This window comes from Streptomyces sp. NPDC059989, from assembly GCF_042736975.1.
Taxonomy (GTDB): domain Bacteria; phylum Actinomycetota; class Actinomycetes; order Streptomycetales; family Streptomycetaceae; genus Streptomyces.
Genome location: NZ_JBHWUO010000025.1, coordinates 11,849 through 32,193, shown reverse-complemented (window position 1 = coordinate 32,193; position 20,345 = coordinate 11,849). Strand labels below are relative to the sequence as shown.

The window sequence follows — 20,345 nt, the reverse complement described above, 5'->3', positions numbered from 1 at the left end:
GATGACGAACGCGTGGGCGGTCCCCGGTTACACGGAGGTCCGCGAGCTCGGCTCGGGCGGCAGCGGCCGCGTGGTGCTCGCCGTCCACGACGGTACGGGTACGGCGGTCGCCGTGAAGTACCTGAGCGACCGGATGCGCCAGGACCCGGCCTTCGTACGGGAATTCCGGGCCGAGGCCCGCCTGCTGGGCGGGCTCCGGTCCCCGTACGTGGTGGGGCTGTACGAGTACGTGGAGGCGCCCGGCGGCGCGGCCATCGTGATGGAGCTGGTGGACGGCATCTCCCTGCGCGCGCTGCTGAAGCGGGCCGGGCGGGCGGACGCCGAGGCCGCGCTGGTGGTGCTGAAGGGCTCGCTGCTGGGGCTGGCGGCGGCGCACCGTGCGGGCGTCGTCCACCGTGACTACAAGCCGGAGAACGTGCTGGTCGCGGCGGACGGCGCCTCGAAGCTGGTGGACTTCGGGATCGCGGCGGGCCGCGGGACCACGCCCGGCGTGGCCGGGACCCCCGCCTACATGGCGCCCGAGCAGTGGCAGGGCCGGCCGGCGTCGCCCGCGGCCGACGTGTACGCGGCGACGGCCACCTTCTTCGAGTGCCTCACCGGGCGCAAGCCCTTCGACGGGGAGAACTTCGCGGAGCTCGCGGTCCAGCACATCGAGGCGCCGGTGCCGGAGACCGAGGCCCCGGAGCCGGTACGCCCGCTGATCCGGCGGGGCCTGGCCAAGGTGCCCGAGCAGCGGCCGGAGAACGCCGAGGCGTTCGTGGCGGAGCTGGAGCAGGTGGCGCTCGCCGCGTACGGGCCCGCGTGGGAGGAGCGCGGCCAGCGCAAGCTGGCGGCGCTGGCCGCGCTGCTGCCGCTGATGTTCCCCTCCGCGAGCCCGCCCGCGGAGGGCACCACGGCGTTGGCGACGACCACGCTGAACAGCGGCTCGGGCTGGGCCCCGGACCGGCGCGGGTGGCTCGCGACGGGGGTGGCACTGGTGCTGGGGGCGGTGCTGGTGCTCACGACGGACGCGATCGGCGGCACCCCGGGCGGGGCCTCGGCGCTGAGCGCGTTCGCCACGACGAGCGCGGCCCCGCCGGGCTCCACGGCCCCGGCCACCCCGACGGCATCACCGTCGCCCCGTGCTTCGGCCTCCCCGTCGCCGACTCCGAGCCCCTCGGCGTCCGCGAGCCCGTCCCCCTCCCCCTCCGCGTCGTACAGCCCGACGCCGACGGCGAAGCCGACGGTGAGCGCCTCGACGTCGCCGACTCCCCGCCCCACGCCCACCCCTTCGCCCACGCCGAAGGTCACGAAGCTCGGCGTGTCGCTGCGGCCCGGCGTCTACCGGGGCGAGGCGACCGTCTCCCTCGCCGCCGAGGGCACCGGTCCCGTCACCGTCGTGTTCGAGTGGTTCCTCGGCAACGAGCAGGGCGCCTACTCCGTGCCCGACGGGACGGACACCGTCGTGGTGCAGGCCGGCTCCCTCGCGCCGGTGGTCCAGACCCACACGTTCACCCGCGGGCGGGGCTGCTACGGCGGGGTCCGGGTCACCACCAAGCCCGCCGCCGCGAACGGGTCCGCGTCCGACTCGCAGTACCTGCCGCGCTGCCAGGAGGCGCCGACCCGATGAGCGATCCCCACGCCCCGCAGGGCGACGACTACAGCGCCACCGTCCTCGGCAGCCACTGGTTCAGCGGGCCCCCGCCGCCGCAGGACGCCGCCCCCGACCGGGTCGAGGGATCGGTGCTCCGGTTCGGGCCGGGGGTCACGGCGGCCCTGCCCGCGCCGTTCCCCGTGGCCGTCACCGCCCCGCCCGCGCGGCGGCGGGGCGCCGGCCTGCGGCGGTACGCACTCGCCGCGCTCGTGCTGGCCGCGGTGCTCGCGTACCTGGGGTGGCAGCGGTTCGGGCCCGCCCTGGAGGTCCGCGACGTGGCCGTCGCCACCGATCCGAAGGGCCCGGCCTGCGACGCGGCCGCCGACGTGGTCGCCGTCGTACGGACCAACGGGCGCCCGGGGACCCTCACGTACCGCTGGCTCCGCAGCGACGGCACGCACTCCGAGCAGCTGACGGAGCGGGTGCCGAGCGGGCAGCGGGAGGCCCGGCTGCACCTGCTGTGGACCTTCCAGGGCGCGGGGACCTACCCCGCGAAGGCGGAGCTCGAACTGCTCTCGCCCGCGCGGCACACTGCCGCAACGGATTTCACGTACCGCTGTTCCCGCTAGCCGGAACGGCTCGTGAAGGTGACAAAGCCCGTGGTCGGAGGCTGTCCGATCGGCCGTTCGGGCGAATGATGGGTCCCGAACGGTCGTCCTTCCGGCCGGGGAGGGTGTGGCCGCGCGGCCGAAGCCCGGCCACCGTGCCCCCTGGTTGACTCGGCTGTGTGTTGACGAGGGCTTCCCTGAAGACCTCCGGCACCCTTGCGCGCCACGTTCCAGCCGGCGATACACCCCTGACGGAACGTGGCCGTCCCGCGCCCGGGCCACAAGTCCGCGCGGGAGGCCCGCAGCCGCTTTGGGGAGTGGCTGCGGGCCGTTTCGCCATCCCGTCCCCCGCCGCAACCGGGGGACGGAGTTCAGAAGCGGGCGTGGGCGGTGATGTCCGCCTCGAACTCGCCCGTCATCGCCGGGGTCACCGTCGGCCGGCACTGCCGGACCGCCGCCAGGTAGTCCTCCGTGGTCGCGCCGAGCTGCGCGGCCGCCGCTCCCCGCGCGCCCACCGCCTCCAGGTCCCGCTCGAAGGACACCTGCGCCGCGATCCGCGCCGCGTGCTCGATGTCGGCCGGCGTGAACAGCTCGGTCGCCGACACCAGCGCCGCCACGTCCACGTCCGCGCGCCCGGCGGTGTAGCGGGACCAGATCGCGGCGCGCGCGCCCGCGTCGGGGGTGCCGATCGGAATCAGGTAGTCGAAGCGGCCGGGCCGCAGGAAGGCCGGGTCGAGGGAGCGGATGGAGTTGGTCGCGCAGACCAGCAGCCGCTCGTCGCCCTCCCGGAAGCCGGGTATCAGCTTGAGCAGCTCGTTCGTCACCCCGTGGATCCCGCCCGGCTGCGCGGGCTCGGTGCGTACGGGTGCGATCTCCTCGACCTCGTCGATGAAGACGAGCACCCGCTCCAGTTCGGCGATCCGGGCGAAGGCGTCGCGCAGGGCCGCCGCCAGGTTGCCCTCGTCGGCGAGGCGGGAGGGCAGCAGCTCCACGAAGGGCCAGCCGAGGCGCGAGGCGATGGCGCGGGCGAAGGTGGTCTTGCCCGTGCCGGGCGGGCCGAAGAGGGTGATGGCGCGCGGGGGCCGCACCCCGTGCGAGGCGGCCCGCTCGGGCTCGGCGAGCGGCAGCACCACGCGCCGCTCGATGAGGTCCTTCTCCGTTTCCATGCCGGCGACCTTGGTCCACAGGTCGTTGGGCAGGAACCGGCCGCCGAGGTCGGCGAGGAGCCCGGCCGCCGGTCCGTGCAGGGGCTCGGTCTTCTCGAAGTAGGCCACGGCCGGCTGGCGCGTGTAGCCGGCGTTGAGGAGGCCCTCGCCGAGGAGGTCCTCCTCGGGCAGCACGTACGCGATACGCCCGACGCGGGCGGCGATGAGCCGCCGCTCCAGCTCGACGAGCAGGGCGCTGGCGAGTCCCCGGCCGCGCCAGCCGGAGGCGATCGCGATGCGCATCACCCAGGCCCGCTCGCCGGTGACGCAGGCGAGGGCCGCGCCGATCGGGACGCCCTGGTGGACGGCGACCACGCAGGGCTGCCGGTCGGTGAGGGCGCTGATGCACTCGGCGAGCGAGAAGACGGACTCCTGGCCGAGCTCGGCCGTCGTGTCGATCAGGTGGACCACTGCGGCGAGATCGCTCTCGCGGTAGTCGTGGATGAGCCAGTTCACCGGGTACCGCCCCTCGTTCGTGCTCCTGCGGCGAGGCTAGGGGCGGCAGGGCCCGGCGATCACGCACCGTCGTGCACAACAGGCGGTCCGGAAACCGTCCGTGTCGTCCATAGACTGGTGCCTTCCGCCCGAACGCCAGACCGAGGACCCGAACTCCTTCATGCTTTGCCACATATCCGCGTCCCGACGCGGGCACCTCCTCTGGCTCGTCCCGTTCCTGTGGACCCTGGCGCTCGGCCTGTGGGGGCTCTCCCGGCAGGACAGCGTGTGGCGGGACGAGGCGGCGACCTGGCAGGTGGCCGGGCGCCCGGCGGGCGAGATCTGGCGGATGCTCGGGAACGTCGACGCCGTGCACGGGCTGTACTACCTGCTGATGCACGGCCTCTTCGAGGTGTTCGGCGCGAGTACGACGACCCTGCGGCTGCCGTCCGTGCTGGCGGTCGCCGCCGCCGCGGCGTGCGTGGCGGTGATCGGGCGGCGGCTGGCCGGGTTCTGGGCGGGGCTCGGCGGCGGGCTGGCCCTCGGGCTGCTGCCGGCCGTGCAGTTCCACCTCCAGGAGGGCCGGCCGTACGCGCTGGTCGCGGCCGGGGCCGGGCTGTCGACGCTGCTGCTGGTGTCGCTGCTCGGGGAGGTCCGGCCCGGCCGGCGGGCCTGGCCGCGCTGGACGGCGTACGGGCTCACCGTGCTGGTGTGCGCCCTGCTGAACTGGCTGTCGCTGCTGATCCTGCCCGCCCACGCGGCGACCCTGTGGTGGGTGCGGGCCGGGCGGCCGGTGTGGCTGCGCTGGACGGCGTACGGCGCGGGCGCGGTGGCGGGGGCGCTGCCGCTGATCCTCTTCAGCCGGAGCCAGTCCGACCAGGTGTCCTGGATACCGCCGCTGACCTGGCACATGCTGATCGGGCCGGGGATCCTGCTGGCCGTCGGCGGCCTCGGCGCGTGGGCGGACCGGCCCGGGCGGGCCCGGCTCTCGGCGGCCGCCGTCGGGCTGCCGCTACTGGCGGTTCCCCAGCTCGGGCTGATCGGGCTGTCGCTCGTGCAGCCGCTGTTCCTGGACCGGTACGTGCTGTTCAGCATGGTGGGTCTGGCACTGCTGGTCGGCGCGGGACTGGGCGCTGCCGTACGGGCCCTCGCGCCCCGGTTCCCGAGGGCGTCGGGCCTGCTCGTGCCGGGCGTGGTCGGGGTGTCGGTGCTGGCGCTGCTGCCGGTGGAGCTGGGCAAGCGGGCGCCGGCGAGCCGGGTCGACGACGTCCTGGCGGTGGCCGGTGAGGTGGCCCGGCTGAAGCGGGACGGGGACGCGGTGCTGTTCGTCCCGGCCGCGCGGCGGGACACCGCGCTGGTCTCACCGGGCGCCTTCACGGGCCTGGCGGACGTGGCGCTGGCCGAGACCCCGGTGGCTTCGGCCACCCTCAAGGGCGAGGAGGCGGACCCGGCACGGATACGGCAGGCGCTGCTCGCACAGCGGCGGGTGCTGCTGGTGACGGACTCGGCGAAGGTGGCGAAGGCGCCGTCGGCGGAGCGGGACAAGGCGAAGGCGGCGGTCCTGCGGGAGCGGTTCACGGTGGTGGAGGACCGGCAGGTCCGGGGCCGCCGGGTGACGGTCTACGAACGGCGCGGGCCGCAGTAGCACCGGCCGGTGAGCGCCGGCGGCGCCCGGATTTCACACCGGGTCCATCGGATTCACAGCGGATTCATACGGAATTCCGGGCTCCGGACATAGGTTCGCCGGGCAGGCTCGCCTCATGATCCACCGCACCCACCCCCTGACAGGCCGCCGCTCCCGCGCTCGCGCCCGGCGGGCGTCACGGATCCTCCTGGCACTGGCCGCCATGGCCGCGCTGCTCAGCGTGGACGTGCCCGACGCCCTGGCCGAGCCGCCGCTCGGCGTCACCGCGCAGGCCCTGCCGGACGCCGAGACGGGCCGGGTGGGCGCCCTGTTCGCGGGCGGGCTGGACGGCGGGCACTTCTGCACCGCCGCCGTGGTGCGCAGCGACGGCGGCGATGTGATCGCCACCGCCGCACACTGCCTGGACCGCCCGGACACCACGGTCTTCGCGCCGGGCTACCGGGACGGCAAGGCCCCGTACGGCGTCTGGAAGCTCACCGGCGTGTACGTCGCCCCGGGCTGGAGGGACGGCCAGGCCCCGGACGCCGACATCGCCTTCGCGACGGTGGTCCCTGCGGACGGCGGGCGGACCGGGGCGGTCGAGGAGCTCGTGGGCGGCTTCCCGGTCGCCGCGGAGCAGCCCGCCGACGCCATGGTGAGCGTGATCGGCTACCCGCGCGGCCTGGAGGCCCCGCTGCGCTGCGCGAACACCACCGCGCTGTTCTCCGATACCCAGCGCCGGATCGACTGCCCGGACCTCAGCGGCGGCACCAGCGGGAGCCCCTGGCTGGTCGACGGAGCCCTGGCGGGGGTGCTCGGCGGCTACGAGGGCGGCGGCACGGTTCCGGAGGTCTCGTACAGCGCGGTGATGGGCGACCAGGCGGTGGAGCTCTACCGCGAGGCGTCCGTCACCGACTGACGGCGGGGATGCGCTCCGCCTCGGGTGCGGCGGGCTGCGAGGGCATCCGGTCGAGGGAGGGCCCGCCGGGGCTCCCCACCCGGATGTCCCGCAGCCCGCGGCGCAGGCTGCCGCTCAGTACGCGGCCCAGCGGACGCTCGACGAGCCGGTGGATGCCCCAGGCGAGGACCAGCATGCAGGCGGTCACGCCGAGGGCCAGGGGGACGGGCGCGACCTCCTCGCGGAAGTGGTGGATGATCGTCAGCCCGGCCATCATGTGGATCAGGTAGAGCGGGTAGGTGACCGCTCCGGCGTGCGGGAGCCAGCGCCAGCGGATGCCGTCGAGGGCACCGAGCGCGAGGGCCGCCATCAGGGCGAAGCCGAGCAGGATGATCACGTGGGCGGGCCAGGAGGGCGTCTGCTCGGTGGCGGCCCTGCCCAGGCTGGAGACCATGCGGTCGTGCACGTAGTGCTGCGCGAGGAGGAACTGGACGCCGACGAGGGCCCACAGGACGGCGTTCGGCCGGAAACGGCGCATCAGGTAGAAGGCTATTCCGGCGGTGAAGTACGGGGCGGACGACGGTATCGCGAAGAAGGACAGAACGCCGTTGTCGGCGGTCGGGGCCACCACTCCGGCGAGGGTCCAGAGCCCGCAGAAGAGGACGCAGTTGCGGTAGGTCACGCCGCGCATGACGACGACCGCGAACAGGACGTAGAACTTGAGCTCGACGAAGAGGGTCCAGTACGCGTCGTCGATGTGCGGGACCCCGATGCCGCCTTGGAGCATCGACAGGTTCACGACGACGTCGCTGTACTTCTTGATGTCCCTCACCTCGGGCCAGAGGAACAGCACGAGCGAGGTGAAGACCACGGCCGCCCAGTAGGCGGGGAAGAGCCGGGAGACCCGGGATACCGCGAAGTCGCCCAGGCCTCGGCCCCAGGCGCTCATGCATATGACGAACCCGCTGACCAGGAAGAAGATCTCGACGCCGAGCCAGCCGTAGACGGCGAACCGGTGGGCGGTCGGGAAGAGGCCCGCGGGCGGTTCGCCCCAGGCGCTCGCGAGCACCACGTAGTGGTAGAAGAGCACGGCGAACGCGGCCAGGACCCGGACGCCGTCCAGAACGGCCAGGCGCCCGGCACGGCCCGCGCCGCCCGGTGGGCCGCCCGGCTGCGGCTCCGGGCGTGAGGATCCTCCGCCTGCACTGCCCGTGCCCATCCCTCGACCGCCTCCCGTTGACGTACTGCTGTCCGAATACCGCCGTCAGATCTGCGGAACTGTACAGCGCGCCCACAGGCGGCCCACAGCGCCCTACTCCGTGATCTCCGCGGGGACCTCGAACCAGGTCGGCTCGTCGCGCAGGGCCTGGTGGATGCGGTGCAGGGCGAACTGGTCCAGCGGCGGCAGCGCGTCCACCTCGAACCAGGCCACCTCCAGCGACTCGCTGTCGTTGGCCCGGGCCTCGCCGCCGGTCGCCCGGCAGCGGAAGGTGATGTCCTGGAACTGGCAGACGTCGCCGTTGGGATAGGTGATCGGCTCCAGCATCTGGACGAGGACCACCCGCTCGGGGACGCACCGCACCGCCGTCTCCTCGTAGACCTCGCGGACCGCCGTCTCGGCGGGCTGCTCCCCCGGCTCGGCGATGCCTCCGACGACGGACCACCGTCCGGTGTCGGAGCGGCGGCCGAGCAGCACCCGGCCGTGGTCGTCGACGACGATGGCCGTGACGCCGGGCAGGAGGAGCAGCCGGTGCCCGGCGGTGACGCGGATCTCGCGGATGAAATCGGGTGTGGTCATCCCCCGACCCTACGAGGCGCCGGCGTCGGCTCCGTGTCAGGCGGATCGGCGGGCGCGGATCCGGCGGGTCAGGAGCCCGCCGAGGCCGCCGGCGGCGATCAGCAGCAGCACGTACTCGGGCAGCGGGCCCAGACGGGTGGCCGGGGTCTCGGTGGAGCGCAGCGGGATCTCCGTGACCAGGGCGTCCGCGGTGAACATCTTCGTCTGCCGCACGATCCGCCCGTCGGGCCGGATGACGGCGCTGACCCCGCTGGTGACGGGGACGAGGACGGTGCGGCTGTGCTCGACGGCGCGGATCCGGTCCATGGCGAGCTGCTGGTAGGTCATCTGCGTCCGGCCGAAGGTGGCGTTGTTGCTGGGTACGGCGATCACCTGGGCGCCGTCGCGGACGGTGGAGCGGACGGCGTCGTCGAAGGCGGCCTCGAAGCAGGTGACCATGCCCACGCCGCTGCCGGCCATGTCGAAGACGCCGGGGTCCTTGCCGGGGCCGAAGTCGCGGCGCACGCGGTCCACGTCGGAGCTGAAGAGCCGGACGAAGGAGCGCATCGGGATGCGCTCGCCGAAGGGCTGGATCTTGCGCTTGTCGTAGGTGGCGGTGGGGCCGCCCACCGGGTCCCAGAGGATCATCGTGTTGCGCAGCGGGCCGGTCTCCGGGGACACGACGGCGCCGATGGCCACGGGCACGCCGATGGCTTTGACGGCCTTGTCGATGACGGCGTAGGCGTCGGGTTCGGAGTACGGGTCGAGGTCGGAGGAGTTCTCCGGCCAGACGACGAAGTCGGGCTTCGGGGCGCGGCCGGCCTTGACGTCCTCGGCGAGCTGGATGGTGCGTTTGGCGTGGTTGTCCAGGACCTGGCGGCGCTGGGAGTTGAAGTCGAGGCCGAGGCGCGGCACGTTGCCCTGGATGACGGCGGCCACGACGGTGCCGTCTTCGGCGGTGTCGGAGACGAGCGGCCGGGCGGCGAGGCCCGCGCCGATCGGGGCGGCGACGGTGAGGGCGGCCAGGGCGGCGGTGGCGCGGCGGGGGTGGGCGCGGCCGATGCGCAGGGCTTCGTAGAGGCCGAATCCGCAGAGGGCCACGGCGAAGGAGAGCAGCGGGGTGCCGCCGAGCGCGGCGAGCGGGGTGAAGACGCCGTCGGCCTGTCCGAAGGCGAGCTTGCCCCAGGGGAATCCGCCGAAGGGCGCCCGGGCGCGCAGGCCCTCGCCCGCGACCCAGACGGCCGCGGCGAACAGCGGCCAGGCGGGGAGGCGGCTGACGAGGGCGATGCCGAGGCCGGCGAGGCCGATGAAGAGGGCTTCGACGGCGGCCAGCGCCAGCCACGGCACCGGGCCGACCTCCTCGCCGGTCCACACGAGCAGCGGCAGCAGGAAGCCGAGGCCGGCGAGGAACCCGAGGCCGAAGCCGGCCCGGGCGCGGCGGCCGTGGAGGCAGCCGGCGAGCAGGGCGAGGGCGAGGGGGGCCAGCCACCACAGGGGGCGGGGCGGGAAACTGAGGTGGAGCAGCACTCCGGCGAGGGCGGCCGCCAGGGCGCGGACCGCCCCGGCGCCCTTCCGCTTGAGGCCGGCGGCGGGCGGCGACCCGGCTTCGGTGCGGGCTCCGCAGGCGGGCTTCGAGGGCTCGTTCCGGGCCGCGCTGGTGACACTGCTGCTCATCTGGCGGAGTGTACGTCCCCTGGGCCGAAGGGGCGGTAAGGCCCTAGCGGGCGAGGGCCCTGAGGTGGGTGCGGATGACCCGGACGGCGTTCTCGGCGTCGTCCACGGTCACGGTGAAGATCTTCCCGTCGCCGAGCCTCAGTTCCAGTCCCTCGCCGCGGCGGACGATGACCGCGGTGCCCTTTTCGGGGCGCCAGCGGTAGCCCCAGCCGCCCCACTGCTGCGGGGTGATCCGGGGGATGAACTCGGCGGACGTCACCTCGGTGAGCCGGATCTTGCGGCGCGGCAGCCCGATGTGGCCGCAGCGGACTTCCAGGGCCTCGGAGTCCACGGTGACGGCGACGTGTACGAAGGCGAGGGTGCCGTAGAGGATGAGCAGTCCCACGGCGAGGCAGCCGATCACGGACATGAGCAGGGGGACGATACCGGCGGTCCAGGCGTTGTCGACGGCGAGCTCGATGCCGAGCGCGAGACAGGCCGCACCGGCCGCTGCGAGCAGCCACTGCGCGCGGTTGGAGGCCCGGCCCGTCCAGAGCGGGCCCGGCGGGTGAACCGTCATGTGTAGCAGCGTACTCACGTTCCGCATGCGCGCCACTGCCCTCGCCCACTCGGTTCATCGCGGTGGCGTGCGGGGCGGGCAGGGGGGTGGGGCGGCAGGGGCAGTCAGGTGCCTTTGCGCAGCAGGGCGGTGATCCGCAGGCCCGTGTCGCGGGTGAGGGCCGCCTCGGGGGCCAGGGCGCCGAGCTGCTGGGCGAGGGCCCGGATGTGCAGGTCCACGGTGGCCTCGGCGAGGTCGGCGAAGGTGGCGGCGGCGGTACGGCCCCGGCGCCAGCCGGTGAGCGCGGCGACGGCCCCGGCGGGTGCGGCGGGCCACCACACGAGGCCGACCGCGAGGTAGAGGAGGCCCCAGCCGGTGAGGGCGGCGGCCCGGTCGTAGGCGGTCCGGGCGGCGGTGATGTCGGCCCGGGTGGAGTCGTCGGCGAGGATCCACAAGCGGGGCCACGCCGAGCCCAGGTCGAGACCGTAGGCGTGCCAGACCCGGACGTCGACGCCGTGGGTGCGGTCCCCGATCCAGGTGGGCCGGGCGGGCCGGGACAGGGCCATCCGGTTGCGGCGCCCGGTCAGCGTGTCCACCTCCTCGGAGCGCCCTTCGGCCAGGGCGGCGGCCACCTCCTCGTCGGCGTCCGACCACCGGTCCCGGCGCCACCGGATCAGGCGGCCGGCCGCGGCCTCGGGCCAGCGGCCCAGCCAGAACCGGCCGACGAGGGAGCCCAGCGCCTGGACGAGGAGGGCCGCTCCGGTGGCGGCCAGCGCCGCGGTCACGACGGCCACGAGCACGTACGCACCGTCCTTGCGCAGCCGGGTCGCCGCCGCCGAGGCCTGATCGCCCAGCTCGCGCAGGTCGAGGGCTCCGGCGTCGCGGAGCGCGATCCCGCTCAGCACGCACAGTACGAACAGCAGCCCCGGCAGGACCAGGACGGTCAGCCACTTCTCGGCGAGCTTGCTGCCGAGCCCGGAGAGGAAGGAGTCCATGTCTCGGCCGCGTCGTCTCAGCCGCGCCGCATCGGGACGCCGTCGAGGGCGCACACCGGCGGATCGCCCTTGCCCGGCACGTTCAGCCAGGTGCGCGGGCACCGGCCGGCCGGGCAGACGAAGACATCGGGGACGCTGTGCCCCGCCCCCGCGCCGAGTACTTCGGTGTAGACGCGCCGACGGCGGCGGCTGAGGCCGAGCCGCCGGGCCAGGGCCTGGCGCCGTTCCCCCAGGTCCGTTCCGGCCAGGGCCGCGGCCGTCAGGGCCTCGATCTCGGCGAGGTCCGCGGGTTCGGCCGCCTTCGCCCGGAGTTCGTCAAGTTGCTGGCACAGGAGCCGAATTGAGGCTTCAATATCAGCCATGGCATCAGGGTAGTCGCGATCCGCGGGGGCCGCCGATGGATTCCACCGATGCACGAGACCGGGCCCGTACGCTCATCGCGTCCGGCGCCGCGCCCGCCGAGCTGCTGCCCCGGCTGGACCGGGTGCTGGCCGACGCCGACTGGGACGACGAACTCTTCGCCTACGTAGGCGTGTACGCCAGCAACCACGACGAACTCGACCGCGCGGTCGGGTACTTCGAGAACGCCATCGACCTCGATCCCTCGTACCCCCGCTACCACTACGACCTGGGCGTCGCCCACGCCCGCGCGGAACGGTACGCAGCGGCCCGGCCGGCCTTCGAGCAGGCGCTGGTGCTGCTCCCGCACATGACGTACGGGCTGTTCAACCTGGCCTGGTGCTACGTGATGTCGGACGACCTGGTCGCCGCCGCCTTCGCCATGGACCGGGTCCACTCCCTCTACGCCGGCGGGGACATGCCGGAGAACATGCGGTACGTCCTGAGCGAGATCTACGACTGGCTCGTGTCGGACCTGAAGAACCCCTCACCGCCGACCCTGCTCAACCGCGGCCTCGGCCACTGGGGGCACGACGACTTCGCCGGGGCCGACCGCCACCTCACCCGCCTCGCCCGGCTGCTCCCGGCCGGTACGGCGGGCTGGGCCGTGGCGGAGGAGTCCGCGGTCACCGCCCGCTACCACCTCGACCTGCACGCCGAGTTCGTCAGCGGCAGGCACCGCCGCCGGGCGGCGGTGCCGTGCGTCAGCGCGCTCGTCCCCGACGTCGTCATGCCCAATCTGGCCGTGGCGAGCGTCGACACCGACGTCGTAGCCGCCGCCAACCGGCTGGTGGCGGGCCTCGACCCCGACCACGACCCGGATCAGCCGATCCTGGTGGAATTCGGCCCCGAGCTGCGCGGCGGGCGCGGATCCCGGGCCCGCACGGTACTGGTCGGCTCCTACCGCGTCGTCACGATCGGCAACATCATCCGGATCACCGGCGATGACGGCTCCACGACCGAACATCACGACTGGACGGGCACGTACACGGCCCTGTGCACGGTGTGAGGGGACGATGAACGCCTTCGAGGAAGCCCTGCGCGCGGGAAACGTCGAGCGGGCCCTGGAGATCGCCGGGGCGTGGGTGGACGAAGCGCGCGAGGACGAGGCGGCCGGGTCACTGGCCGAGGCGCTCAGCCTGCTGGCCCGCGCCCTGGTGCAGGCCAACCAACTGGACGAGGCGGTCGGGGCCGTGCAGGCGGGCCTGGCCGTCGATCGGGAGACCGACGCGAACTGCGAAGCCGACCTGCGGATCGTCCTGGCCGACGCCTACTCCCGGATGGGCGAGCTGGAACGCGCCGAGGAACAGTGCACGCTGACCACCCTCTACCTGCGGCGGATCGCCCCCACCACCCCCGTCCACCCGGTCGTCTACGCCAACACCATGCGGCACCTGGTCGTGGCGGCCCGGGTGAGCGAGCTGCGCGGCCGGCCGCTGGCCGCCGTCCGGCTCCTGGACAGCGCACTGGGCCTGATCGCCGCGTCCAACGATGCCGAGTACATCGGTTCTGCCGAGGCGGCCGCCGCACACGAACTGCTCGGCCGCGACCACCTGCACCTGGTCCGGCTGCACCGCGGCCGACTGGCCCGCACACTCCACGATCCCGACACCGCGCGGGAGATGCTGGGTGCCGCGCTGTCCGCGGCCGAGGAAGCCGGCGACACCGAATCCGCGATGTACGCGCATCTGGAGCTGGCGGAGGCGGCACGGGACGAGGACCGGCCCGAGGAGGCGATGAGGGAGCTCTGGCGAGCCGTCTACCTGCACGAATCCCAGAGTTCCAGGATCCGCGACGACGAGCTGCGCGTGGCGGTCCGGATGGCCAGGGAGGAGCTGTTCGTCCACGGGGTCGACCTGGCGATCGCCTGCGGGGACTTCCGGACGGCCTGGCTGCTCGCCGAACACTCGCGGGCCAGGCAGTTCCGGGCCCGGATGTTCGGCGACCTGCCCCCTCCCCTCCCCGACGAGGAGGAAGAAGGGGTCCTGCTCGGAGATTCCGAGCTCCTGCACGCCGGTCCGCGCACGGCCACGCTCCAGTTCTTCGTCGGCGAGGGCTCCGTGTACGGGTTCCTGATCGGCGAGGACGACACCTGGATCCAAGTGACCGACGTCGCCGCCGACGTACTGAACCGCCGCGTCGCCCGGCTTCGCCGGCTGATCGAGGAACCCGACGCCGGGGAGGGGGAACTGGCCGCGCAGGCCGACCAGTTGTACCGGTGGCTGATCGCGGCGCACAGCGAGGTCATCGACACCCTGGACCGGCTGGTCGTCATCCCGCACGGCATCCTGACCTACCTGCCGTTCGCGATGCTCGGTGGCGACCGCCCGCTGCTGGAGCGGGTGGAGGTGGTGCAGGTGCCCAGCGCGTCCATCCTCAACCGGATCCTGGAGCGCGAGCCGGCCACCGTCCGGACGGTCACCGTACTGGCCGACCCCCACCCCCACGACGACGAGCTCGGCCTGCCGGACGCCGCCGAGGAGGCCGCGCGCATCGCCGAAATCTTCCCCGGGACGGTCAGCGCGCTCGGCTCCGAGGCGACGCCCGACCGCCTGCGTGCGGCGCTGACCGGGTACGACGTCCTGCATCTGGCCTGTCACGCCACCTTCGACGCCCACGAGCCGAGGTCCTCCGCCCTCGTCCTCGCCGACCCCGAGGACCCGCGCCGGCCCGTGCACCTCACCCTGGAGGAGCTCATCCACACCAGGACCGACGCCCGGCTCGCGGTCCTCAGCGGCTGCCGGACCGGCCTCGCCGACCTGGCCCCCGGCGGCGAGCTCGACGGCATGGTCCGCGCGTTCCTGACCGCCGGCGCGCACACCGTCATCGCGTCCCAATGGCGGGTCGACGACGAGGCCACCACCGCGCTCATGGCCCGCATGTACCGGGAGCTCGCGGGCGGAGCCCCGGTGGGCAGCGCCCTGCGCACCGCCCAGCGGGCCATCCGCGCCACGCCCGGCCTCGATCACCCGTATTTCTGGTCGGGTTTCGTCCAGACGGGCGACTGGCGGCTGACCTCCGAACCGAACTGACCCGTCCCGCCGTCCCCCTGCCCGCGCCCCCCATCCCTGCTGCTCAGCCGGGCAGCAGGCCCACCAGGGCGTCGCGCAGGGCGGGGCGGCGGAGGGTCACGAAGCGGTGCAGGTTCCGGGAGCCGAAGGCGACGCGCTGGGCGCTGCGGCGGCGCTCGGCGTCGTACGCGCGCAGGGCGGCGGGCAGCCCGGCCGGTCCGCGGGCCGCGACGGCGCGGGTCAGCGCCTCGGCGTCGAGCAGGGCGGTGCAGGCTCCCTGGCCGAGGTTGGGGGTCATGGCGTGGGCGGCGTCGCCGACGAGGGCGACCCGGTCGTCGGCGACGAAGGCGGGCAGCGCGGGGTGGAGATGGCGCATCTCGTACCGGATCCAGGTCGCGGGGTCGGTCTCGGCCAGGACCCGGGGGACGGGGTCGTGCCACCCCGCGAAGGTGTCGCGCACGTCCTGGGCCGTGGTGGCCTCGGGGACGGCGGCGTACCAGTTGGTGCGCCCGGGCTCGACGGGGGTCATCCCGAAGAAACGGCCCTCGCCCCAGGTCTCGCCGTACACCCCGGTCTCGAAACCGGCGATGCCGATCCAGGCGACCGTGCCGATGGGGCGCGGGCCGCTGTGGTGGCCGAAGTACGCGGTGCGGACCGTGCTGTTGATGCCGTCGGCGCCGACGAGGAGGTCGGCCCCGATCCCGGCCGGATCGGTGAGGCGTTGCCCGTAGCCGATCTCCACGCCGCCGAGCCGGTCCAGTTCGGCGAGCAGCGCGTCGATCAAGTAGGGCCGGGATATGAGCAGTTCGGGCCGGCCCGCCTTGCGCTCGATCCGTTCGAGCGGGAGGGCGGCCAGCACCTTGCCGTCGGGTCGCCGGATCCGGGCGTCGCGGTACGGGACCGCCCGCGCGCGCAGCGCGTCGCCGAGGCCCAGCCGGTCGAGCGCGGCCTGGGCGGTGGGGTGGATCCCGAAGGCGGTTCCGTAGCGTTCGAGTGCGGTGCGGCGCTCCAGGACCCGCACCGTCCAGCCGGCGCGGCGCAGCCCGATGGCGGTCGCGAGCCCCCCGACTCCCGCACCGACCACGACGGCGTCTCCTGCGCCCACCACGTCCGTGCGCTCTCGCGCATCCGTCCGGCTCCGCATGGCGAACCCCCTTGTTCTCGCCCCCAGCCCGAGAGCGACCCGTGACCACCACCACACCCGTGGTACTACACCTGTGGTACCACGGGTGTGGTTAAGCTGGCAACGTGAATCAGGACCGGAGGGACCGGCTGCGGGACGCGGCCATCGCCGTGCTGGCGGAGGCGGGCGGGCGCGGGCTGACGCACCGCGCCGTCGACGCGGCGGCCGATGTGCCGACGGGCACGGCCAAGAACTACTTCCCCACCCGCGACGCGCTGCTGCGGGCGGTGGCCGAGCGCTGCCTGGAGCAGTACCGGGCGCTGGCCGAGGACCTGGCGGGGGCCGGCCCCGGGCCCGCCGACGCACGGGGCGCGGCGGCGCTGCTCGCGGGGCTGCTGCGGAACGTGGCCGGGCCGGGACGGCCGCGCGTCCTCGCCTATCTGGAACTCCAGACCGAGGCGACGCGGCGGCCGTGGCTGGCTTCGCTCCTGGACCCCATCGCGGCATCGGACTTCGCGGCGCACGGGCACCTGCTGCGCGCGGCAGGCCTGCCGGCGGGCCCGGCGCAGGCCCGCGCCCTCACCCTCGCCCTGCACGGCGCGATCCCCCACCTCCTGGCCGGCGCCCCGGCCACCCTGGCCGCCGCCGGCCTCAATGACCTCGACCGCTTCACCCGCGACCTGCTGGCCTCCGTACACCCCCGGGAGGCGCCGTGACCACCCGTCTCGACCGGGCCGTGGGAACCGTTCTCGGCTCGGCGGCGGGTGACGCACTGGGCGCGCCCTACGAGTTCGGCCCGGCGGGCCGGTTGACCGCGCGCGGCGAGGAGATGCGGGGAGGCGGCGGCTGGGATCCGGGCGAGGCGACGGACGACACGCAGATGGCCGTCCTGGTCGGAGAGTCCCTGTTGGAGCGGGGCGGTCTCGAACTCCCGGACGTCTTCGGCCGGTTCCAGCGGTGGGCGGGCGGGCAGCCCAAGGACATCGGACTCCAGACCGAGGACGTACTGACGAACGGCGAGCCGTGGGACCTGGCCGCCGCCCTGCACTTCCAGGTCAACGTCCGGGCGGCGGGCAATGGTTCGCTGATGCGGGCGGCCACCTCGGCCGTCTACTTCGCGTCCGCGGGCCGGGAGGGAACCATGGACGCGGCCCGGCGGATCGCGGCGCTGACGCACGGGGACCGGGCGGCCTGGGAGGGCACGGCCGTCCTGCACGAGCTGGTGAGGGTGGCCCTCGACGGGGGCGATCCGCTGACCGCCCTCCCCGCGACGCTCGCCGCGGTCCACCCGGATCACCGTGAGCGGTACGGCCGCGTACTGGCCCCGGACTGGCATCCCGATCTGGCCACCGAGTTCAACGGGGCGGTGTGGCCCTGCCTGGGCTCGGCGGTCTGGGCGCTGCGGACGACCGGCGGGTTCGCGGAGGCGGTTCGGGCCGCCGTGGACCTGGGCGGGGACACCGACACCGTCGGCGCGGTGACCGGCGCCCTGGCGGGGGCTCGGTACGGGGCCCTGGCGATCCCCGGCCACTGGACGGCGGGGCTGCACGTCCCGTTGCCGGGGTTCGGGGACCGTGTCCTGGACGCGGAGGACCTGCGGGACCTGGCTCAGCGGCTCGTGGCGGCCGGCACCCGCTGATCCTCCGGGGCGAGTTCGAGGCGGCGGCCGCGGAAGGCCGCGCGCAGCCGCCGGTCGTGGGTGACCAGCACCAGGGTGCCGGCGAAGTGCGCCAGGGCCGCCTCCAGCTCCTCCACCACGGCCGGGGCCAGATGGTTCGTCGGCTCGTCCAGCAACAGCAGGTCGAGCGGCCGCCCGACCAGCCCGGCCAGCTCCAGCTTGCGACGCCCGCCGGCCGAGAGGGCGCGGACCGGCCGGGTCAGCTCCTCCGGAGCCAGCAGGCCATGTTGGGCGGCCCGTTCGGCGCGCTCCTGCCCGAACACCTCCACCACCGAACGCGGTTCGCGATACCACGGGTCGTCCTGCCGGAGCAGGCCCACACGCGGGGGTGTGCGTACGAGGCCTCGCTCGGGCTTCAGTTCACCGGCCAGCAGCCGCAACAGGGTTGACTTCCCGACCCCGTTGGGCCCGGTCACCAGGATCCGCTCCCCTGGCGCGAGCCGCAGCGACACGGGCGCGAGCCGTCCCGGCAGGGCCGCGTCGGCCACCCGTACCTCCGCGGCCTCACCAGCGGCGGTGGCGTCGCCCGTCGTGAAACGGCCGGTGAAGACGAGCGGCCGCGGGGGCGGCGGAACCGGGTTCTCGGTCAGCCGCCGGAGCCGTTCGCGGGCGGTGCGGATCCGGCTCGCCGCGCCGTGGGTGCGGGAGCGGGCCCGGAAGGCGCCGGCTCCACTGAACCCGCGGGGCAGCTTCCGCGGGATCCCGTCGAACCGCCCGATGTTGGTGTCGGCGAGCCGCTCGGCACTGCGGACCTCCTCGCGCCACTCCTCGTACTCCCGCTCCCAGCGGGCCCGTTCGGCGGCGCGGGCGGTCCGGAAGCCGGCGTAGCCGTTGCCGTAGCGGCGTACCGTACGGCGCGATGCGTCCACTTCCAGGACCGTGGTCGTGACGCGGTCGAGGAAGAGCCGGTCGTGGGTGACGGCGACGACGGTGCCGCGGTGGGCGCGCAGGCGTTCCTCGAGCCAGGCGACGGCTTCGTCGTCGAGGTCGTTGGTGGGTTCGTCGAGCAGCAGCAGTTCCGGCTCGGAGGCGAGGGCGGCCGCGAGCGCGAGCCGGGAGCGCTGTCCACCGGACAGGGTCGCGAGCCCGCGGTCCGGGTCGAGGGCGGTGCGTTCGCCGAGCCTGCGCAGGATGGCCGCGACCCGCCGGTCGGCATCGCGGCCGCCGCGCGCCTCGTACGCGTTGAGGAGGTCCCCGTACGCGGCGAGCTCCTCGGGACCGGCCCGGTGCAGCATGGCTTCGGCGCGGCGGATCCGGCGCTCCAGGGTGCGCAGGTCGGCGAGGGCCAGGTCGATCGCGTCGCCGACCCGGGCGGTGGGCGGGAGGTCGAGGGTCTGCGCGAGATATCCGGTTCCGCCGGGCGCGGTGACGGCGACCTCGCCGCGGTCGGGCCGCTCGCGCCCGGCGAGGAGCCGGAGCAGGGTGGACTTGCCGGAGCCGTTGTCGCCGACGACACCGACCCGCTCGCCGGGCCGGACCGTGCAGCTGACGCGGTCCAGGACGACGTGGGTGTCGTAGCTCTTGGCGATGTCGGACAGGACGATCTGGGTGGAGGCGAGTGGAGCGCGCAAGGGCGATTCCTTCGGGATCGAGACGAACCGTATCGTCTCGTAATGCGCCCACAATAAACAACCACCTCGGCAGGATGCAAGACGTTCCGTCTCGTTGGCGGGATCCGTGCTGGTCGGCCGGTCGCGCCGGAGATCAGCCGACGGGCGCGCCCTGGCCCGCGAGCAGCCGGCCTTCGGCGTACGCGAAGGCGGCGGCGGGGAGGGCTCCCGGGCGGCCGCTGCGCAGGATGGTCAGGCGGCCGGTGGGGGGCAGCGCGGGCTCGGGCAGGGCGCCGAGACGGCGCAGCGCCTGGATGGCGACGGCGTCGGCGGAGCCGTGGTAGACGGGCTCGGCTCCCTGGCTCCGCGCGGCAAGGGCGGCCCGGATGGAGCCCTCGACCAGCTCGTAGTGCGTGCAGCCGAGCACCACGTCGGTGACGTCGGCCGGGGTCAGGGCGGCGGCCACGGCGACGGCGGCGGCCACGGCGGCGTCATCGGCCGCCTCCACCGCGTCCGCCAGGCCGGGGCAGGGCACCTCGGTGACGCGGGCCCCGGCGGCGAACTCGTCGATCAGGCCGCGCTGGTAGGGGCTGCCGGTGGTGGCGGGCGTGGCCCAGATCGCCACGCGGCCACCGGCGGCCGCGGCGGGCTTGATCGCCGGCACGGTCCCGATGACCGGGATCTCGGGCTCCAGCTCGGCACGGAGGGCCGGCAGGGCGTGCACGGTGGCGGTGTTGCAGGCCACGATCAGCGCGTCGGGCCGGTGCGCGGCGGCGGCCCGGGCGACCCCGAGCGCCCGCTCGGTGAGGTCGGCGGGAGTCCGCGGCCCCCAGGGCATGCCGTCGGGGTCGGAGGAGATGACGAGATCGGCGTCGGGCCGCAGCCGCCGCATCGCGGCGGCCGCCGCAAGCAGGCCGATTCCGGAGTCCATGAGCGCGATCTTCACCCGGCCACCTTAGTCGACACCCCCGCCCGCCCCCACAGGCTCCACCCGTCCCCCACCGGAATCCCCCACCCGCCACGGGGACCCCGCCACGAGGGAGACCGCCCGGCGGGGTCGCGTTTCCCGGGGCCGGGGGTGTGGGTCGGTGCCGCTCCGGAGTGTCTCCTCGTCCTCGCGCACGAAGGCCCGGCTGCGAATCGCCGATCGTGGTTGCGCGCTCGTCCTGCGGGGACCCTCCTGCGCGTCCCCGCCCCACGGCCGGCTTCGACGTGTGTGCACAGCCCCCGGCGGCGTTCCCGGGAGGGGAGCGGGGC

General features: G+C 74.5%; 18 protein-coding genes. 8 read left to right on the top strand and 10 right to left on the bottom strand.

Annotated elements, in window-relative coordinates:
* Nucleotide 1 precedes the first annotated feature (1 nt).
* Complete coding sequence (locus ACFWBN_RS22810; RefSeq protein WP_385178731.1) at nt 2–1,609, top strand: protein kinase; 1,608 nt, start codon at nt 2–4, stop codon at nt 1,607–1,609.
* Complete coding sequence (locus tag ACFWBN_RS22805) at nt 1,606–2,202, top strand: hypothetical protein (RefSeq protein ID WP_385178730.1); 597 nt, start codon at nt 1,606–1,608, stop codon at nt 2,200–2,202. The genes ACFWBN_RS22810 and ACFWBN_RS22805 overlap by 4 nt, the downstream gene beginning before the upstream one ends.
* 350 nt (nt 2,203–2,552) lie before the next feature.
* Here the strand turns inward: ACFWBN_RS22805 and ACFWBN_RS22800 are convergent, their stop codons facing one another.
* Nucleotides 2,553–3,842 (bottom strand): ATP-binding protein, encoded by a 1,290-nt coding sequence (locus tag ACFWBN_RS22800; protein ID WP_385178729.1) that lies wholly within the window; start codon nt 3,840–3,842, stop codon nt 2,553–2,555.
* 160 nt (nt 3,843–4,002) lie between these two features.
* Between ACFWBN_RS22800 and ACFWBN_RS22795 the strand changes: the two genes are divergently transcribed.
* Nucleotides 4,003–5,466 carry a hypothetical protein gene (locus ACFWBN_RS22795; RefSeq protein ID WP_385178804.1) on the top strand — a complete coding sequence of 488 codons (1,464 nt, stop codon included), beginning with the start codon at nt 4,003–4,005 and terminating at the stop codon, nt 5,464–5,466.
* Nucleotides 5,467–5,581: 115 nt separating this feature from the next.
* Nucleotides 5,582–6,364 carry a trypsin-like serine peptidase gene (locus ACFWBN_RS22790; RefSeq protein ID WP_385178728.1) on the top strand — a complete coding sequence of 261 codons (783 nt, stop codon included), beginning with the start codon at nt 5,582–5,584 and terminating at the stop codon, nt 6,362–6,364.
* Here the strand turns inward: ACFWBN_RS22790 and ACFWBN_RS22785 are convergent.
* The 6 genes from ACFWBN_RS22785 to ACFWBN_RS22760 form a co-directional block, all read right to left on the bottom strand.
* Nucleotides 6,354–7,562 carry an acyltransferase family protein gene (locus tag ACFWBN_RS22785; protein WP_385178727.1) on the bottom strand — a complete coding sequence of 403 codons (1,209 nt, stop codon included), beginning with the start codon at nt 7,560–7,562 and terminating at the stop codon, nt 6,354–6,356. The genes ACFWBN_RS22790 and ACFWBN_RS22785 overlap by 11 nt on opposite strands.
* Before the next feature lie 93 nt (nt 7,563–7,655).
* Complete coding sequence (locus ACFWBN_RS22780) at nt 7,656–8,141, bottom strand: NUDIX domain-containing protein (RefSeq protein ID WP_385178726.1); 486 nt, start codon at nt 8,139–8,141, stop codon at nt 7,656–7,658.
* A gap of 36 nt (nt 8,142–8,177) precedes the next feature.
* Complete coding sequence (lnt, locus tag ACFWBN_RS22775; protein ID WP_385178725.1) at nt 8,178–9,794, bottom strand: apolipoprotein N-acyltransferase; 1,617 nt, start codon at nt 9,792–9,794, stop codon at nt 8,178–8,180.
* A gap of 43 nt (nt 9,795–9,837) precedes the next feature.
* Nucleotides 9,838–10,353 carry a hypothetical protein gene (locus tag ACFWBN_RS22770; protein ID WP_385178724.1) on the bottom strand — a complete coding sequence of 172 codons (516 nt, stop codon included), beginning with the start codon at nt 10,351–10,353 and terminating at the stop codon, nt 9,838–9,840.
* A gap of 104 nt (nt 10,354–10,457) precedes the next feature.
* Nucleotides 10,458–11,327, bottom strand: coding sequence for a hypothetical protein (locus ACFWBN_RS22765; protein WP_385178723.1), 870 nt, complete (start codon nt 11,325–11,327; stop codon nt 10,458–10,460).
* A gap of 17 nt (nt 11,328–11,344) precedes the next feature.
* Nucleotides 11,345–11,689 (bottom strand): hypothetical protein, encoded by a 345-nt coding sequence (locus ACFWBN_RS22760; RefSeq protein ID WP_385178722.1) that lies wholly within the window; start codon nt 11,687–11,689, stop codon nt 11,345–11,347.
* A gap of 35 nt (nt 11,690–11,724) precedes the next feature.
* Here ACFWBN_RS22760 and ACFWBN_RS22755 point away from each other — a divergent pair, with 35 nt between their 5' ends.
* Together ACFWBN_RS22755 and ACFWBN_RS22750 are read left to right on the top strand one after the other, a co-directional pair.
* Complete coding sequence (locus ACFWBN_RS22755) at nt 11,725–12,735, top strand: tetratricopeptide repeat protein (protein ID WP_385178721.1); 1,011 nt, start codon at nt 11,725–11,727, stop codon at nt 12,733–12,735.
* A gap of 7 nt (nt 12,736–12,742) precedes the next feature.
* Nucleotides 12,743–14,758 (top strand): CHAT domain-containing protein, encoded by a 2,016-nt coding sequence (locus ACFWBN_RS22750; protein ID WP_385178720.1) that lies wholly within the window; start codon nt 12,743–12,745, stop codon nt 14,756–14,758.
* A 43-nt stretch (nt 14,759–14,801) separates the two neighbouring features.
* Here ACFWBN_RS22750 and ACFWBN_RS22745 read toward each other — a convergent pair whose 3' ends face one another.
* Nucleotides 14,802–15,881 (bottom strand): FAD-dependent oxidoreductase, encoded by a 1,080-nt coding sequence (locus tag ACFWBN_RS22745; protein ID WP_385178719.1) that lies wholly within the window; start codon nt 15,879–15,881, stop codon nt 14,802–14,804.
* 104 nt (nt 15,882–15,985) lie between these two features.
* Here ACFWBN_RS22745 and ACFWBN_RS22740 point away from each other — a divergent pair, with 104 nt between their 5' ends.
* Nucleotides 15,986–16,576, top strand: a complete 591-nt coding sequence (locus ACFWBN_RS22740) for a TetR/AcrR family transcriptional regulator (protein ID WP_385178718.1) — start codon at nt 15,986–15,988, stop codon at nt 16,574–16,576.
* Nucleotides 16,573–17,499, top strand: a complete 927-nt coding sequence (locus ACFWBN_RS22735) for an ADP-ribosylglycohydrolase family protein (protein WP_385178717.1) — start codon at nt 16,573–16,575, stop codon at nt 17,497–17,499. Before ACFWBN_RS22740 ends, ACFWBN_RS22735 begins: the two co-directional genes overlap by 4 nt.
* Here ACFWBN_RS22735 and ACFWBN_RS22730 read toward each other — a convergent pair.
* Nucleotides 17,469–19,109, bottom strand: a complete 1,641-nt coding sequence (locus tag ACFWBN_RS22730; protein WP_385178716.1) for an ABC-F family ATP-binding cassette domain-containing protein — start codon at nt 19,107–19,109, stop codon at nt 17,469–17,471. The two genes, ACFWBN_RS22735 and ACFWBN_RS22730, sit on opposite strands and share 31 nt — an antisense overlap.
* 133 nt (nt 19,110–19,242) lie before the next feature.
* Nucleotides 19,243–20,034, bottom strand: coding sequence for a glutamate racemase (locus ACFWBN_RS22725; protein WP_385178715.1), 792 nt, complete (start codon nt 20,032–20,034; stop codon nt 19,243–19,245).
* Nucleotides 20,035–20,345 lie beyond the last annotated feature (311 nt).

Excerpts from the sequence above, each read along its gene's own strand:
- ACFWBN_RS22810 (WP_385178731.1), top strand. The coding sequence starts at position 2 with ATGACGAACGCGTGGGCGGTCCCCGGTTACACGGAGGTCCGCGAGCTC.
- ACFWBN_RS22805 (WP_385178730.1), top strand. The coding sequence starts at position 1,606 with ATGAGCGATCCCCACGCCCCGCAGGGCGACGACTACAGCGCCACCGTC.
- ACFWBN_RS22795 (WP_385178804.1), top strand. The coding sequence starts at position 4,003 with ATGCTTTGCCACATATCCGCGTCCCGACGCGGGCACCTCCTCTGGCTC.
- ACFWBN_RS22790 (WP_385178728.1), top strand. The coding sequence starts at position 5,582 with ATGATCCACCGCACCCACCCCCTGACAGGCCGCCGCTCCCGCGCTCGC.
- ACFWBN_RS22785 (WP_385178727.1), bottom strand. The coding sequence starts at position 7,562 with ATGGGCACGGGCAGTGCAGGCGGAGGATCCTCACGCCCGGAGCCGCAG.
- ACFWBN_RS22780 (WP_385178726.1), bottom strand. The coding sequence starts at position 8,141 with ATGACCACACCCGATTTCATCCGCGAGATCCGCGTCACCGCCGGGCAC.
- lnt (WP_385178725.1), bottom strand. The coding sequence starts at position 9,794 with ATGAGCAGCAGTGTCACCAGCGCGGCCCGGAACGAGCCCTCGAAGCCC.
- ACFWBN_RS22770 (WP_385178724.1), bottom strand. The coding sequence starts at position 10,353 with ATGACGGTTCACCCGCCGGGCCCGCTCTGGACGGGCCGGGCCTCCAAC.
- ACFWBN_RS22765 (WP_385178723.1), bottom strand. The coding sequence starts at position 11,327 with ATGGACTCCTTCCTCTCCGGGCTCGGCAGCAAGCTCGCCGAGAAGTGG.
- ACFWBN_RS22760 (WP_385178722.1), bottom strand. The coding sequence starts at position 11,689 with ATGGCTGATATTGAAGCCTCAATTCGGCTCCTGTGCCAGCAACTTGAC.
- ACFWBN_RS22755 (WP_385178721.1), top strand. The coding sequence starts at position 11,725 with ATGGATTCCACCGATGCACGAGACCGGGCCCGTACGCTCATCGCGTCC.
- ACFWBN_RS22750 (WP_385178720.1), top strand. The coding sequence starts at position 12,743 with ATGAACGCCTTCGAGGAAGCCCTGCGCGCGGGAAACGTCGAGCGGGCC.
- ACFWBN_RS22745 (WP_385178719.1), bottom strand. The coding sequence starts at position 15,881 with ATGCGGAGCCGGACGGATGCGCGAGAGCGCACGGACGTGGTGGGCGCA.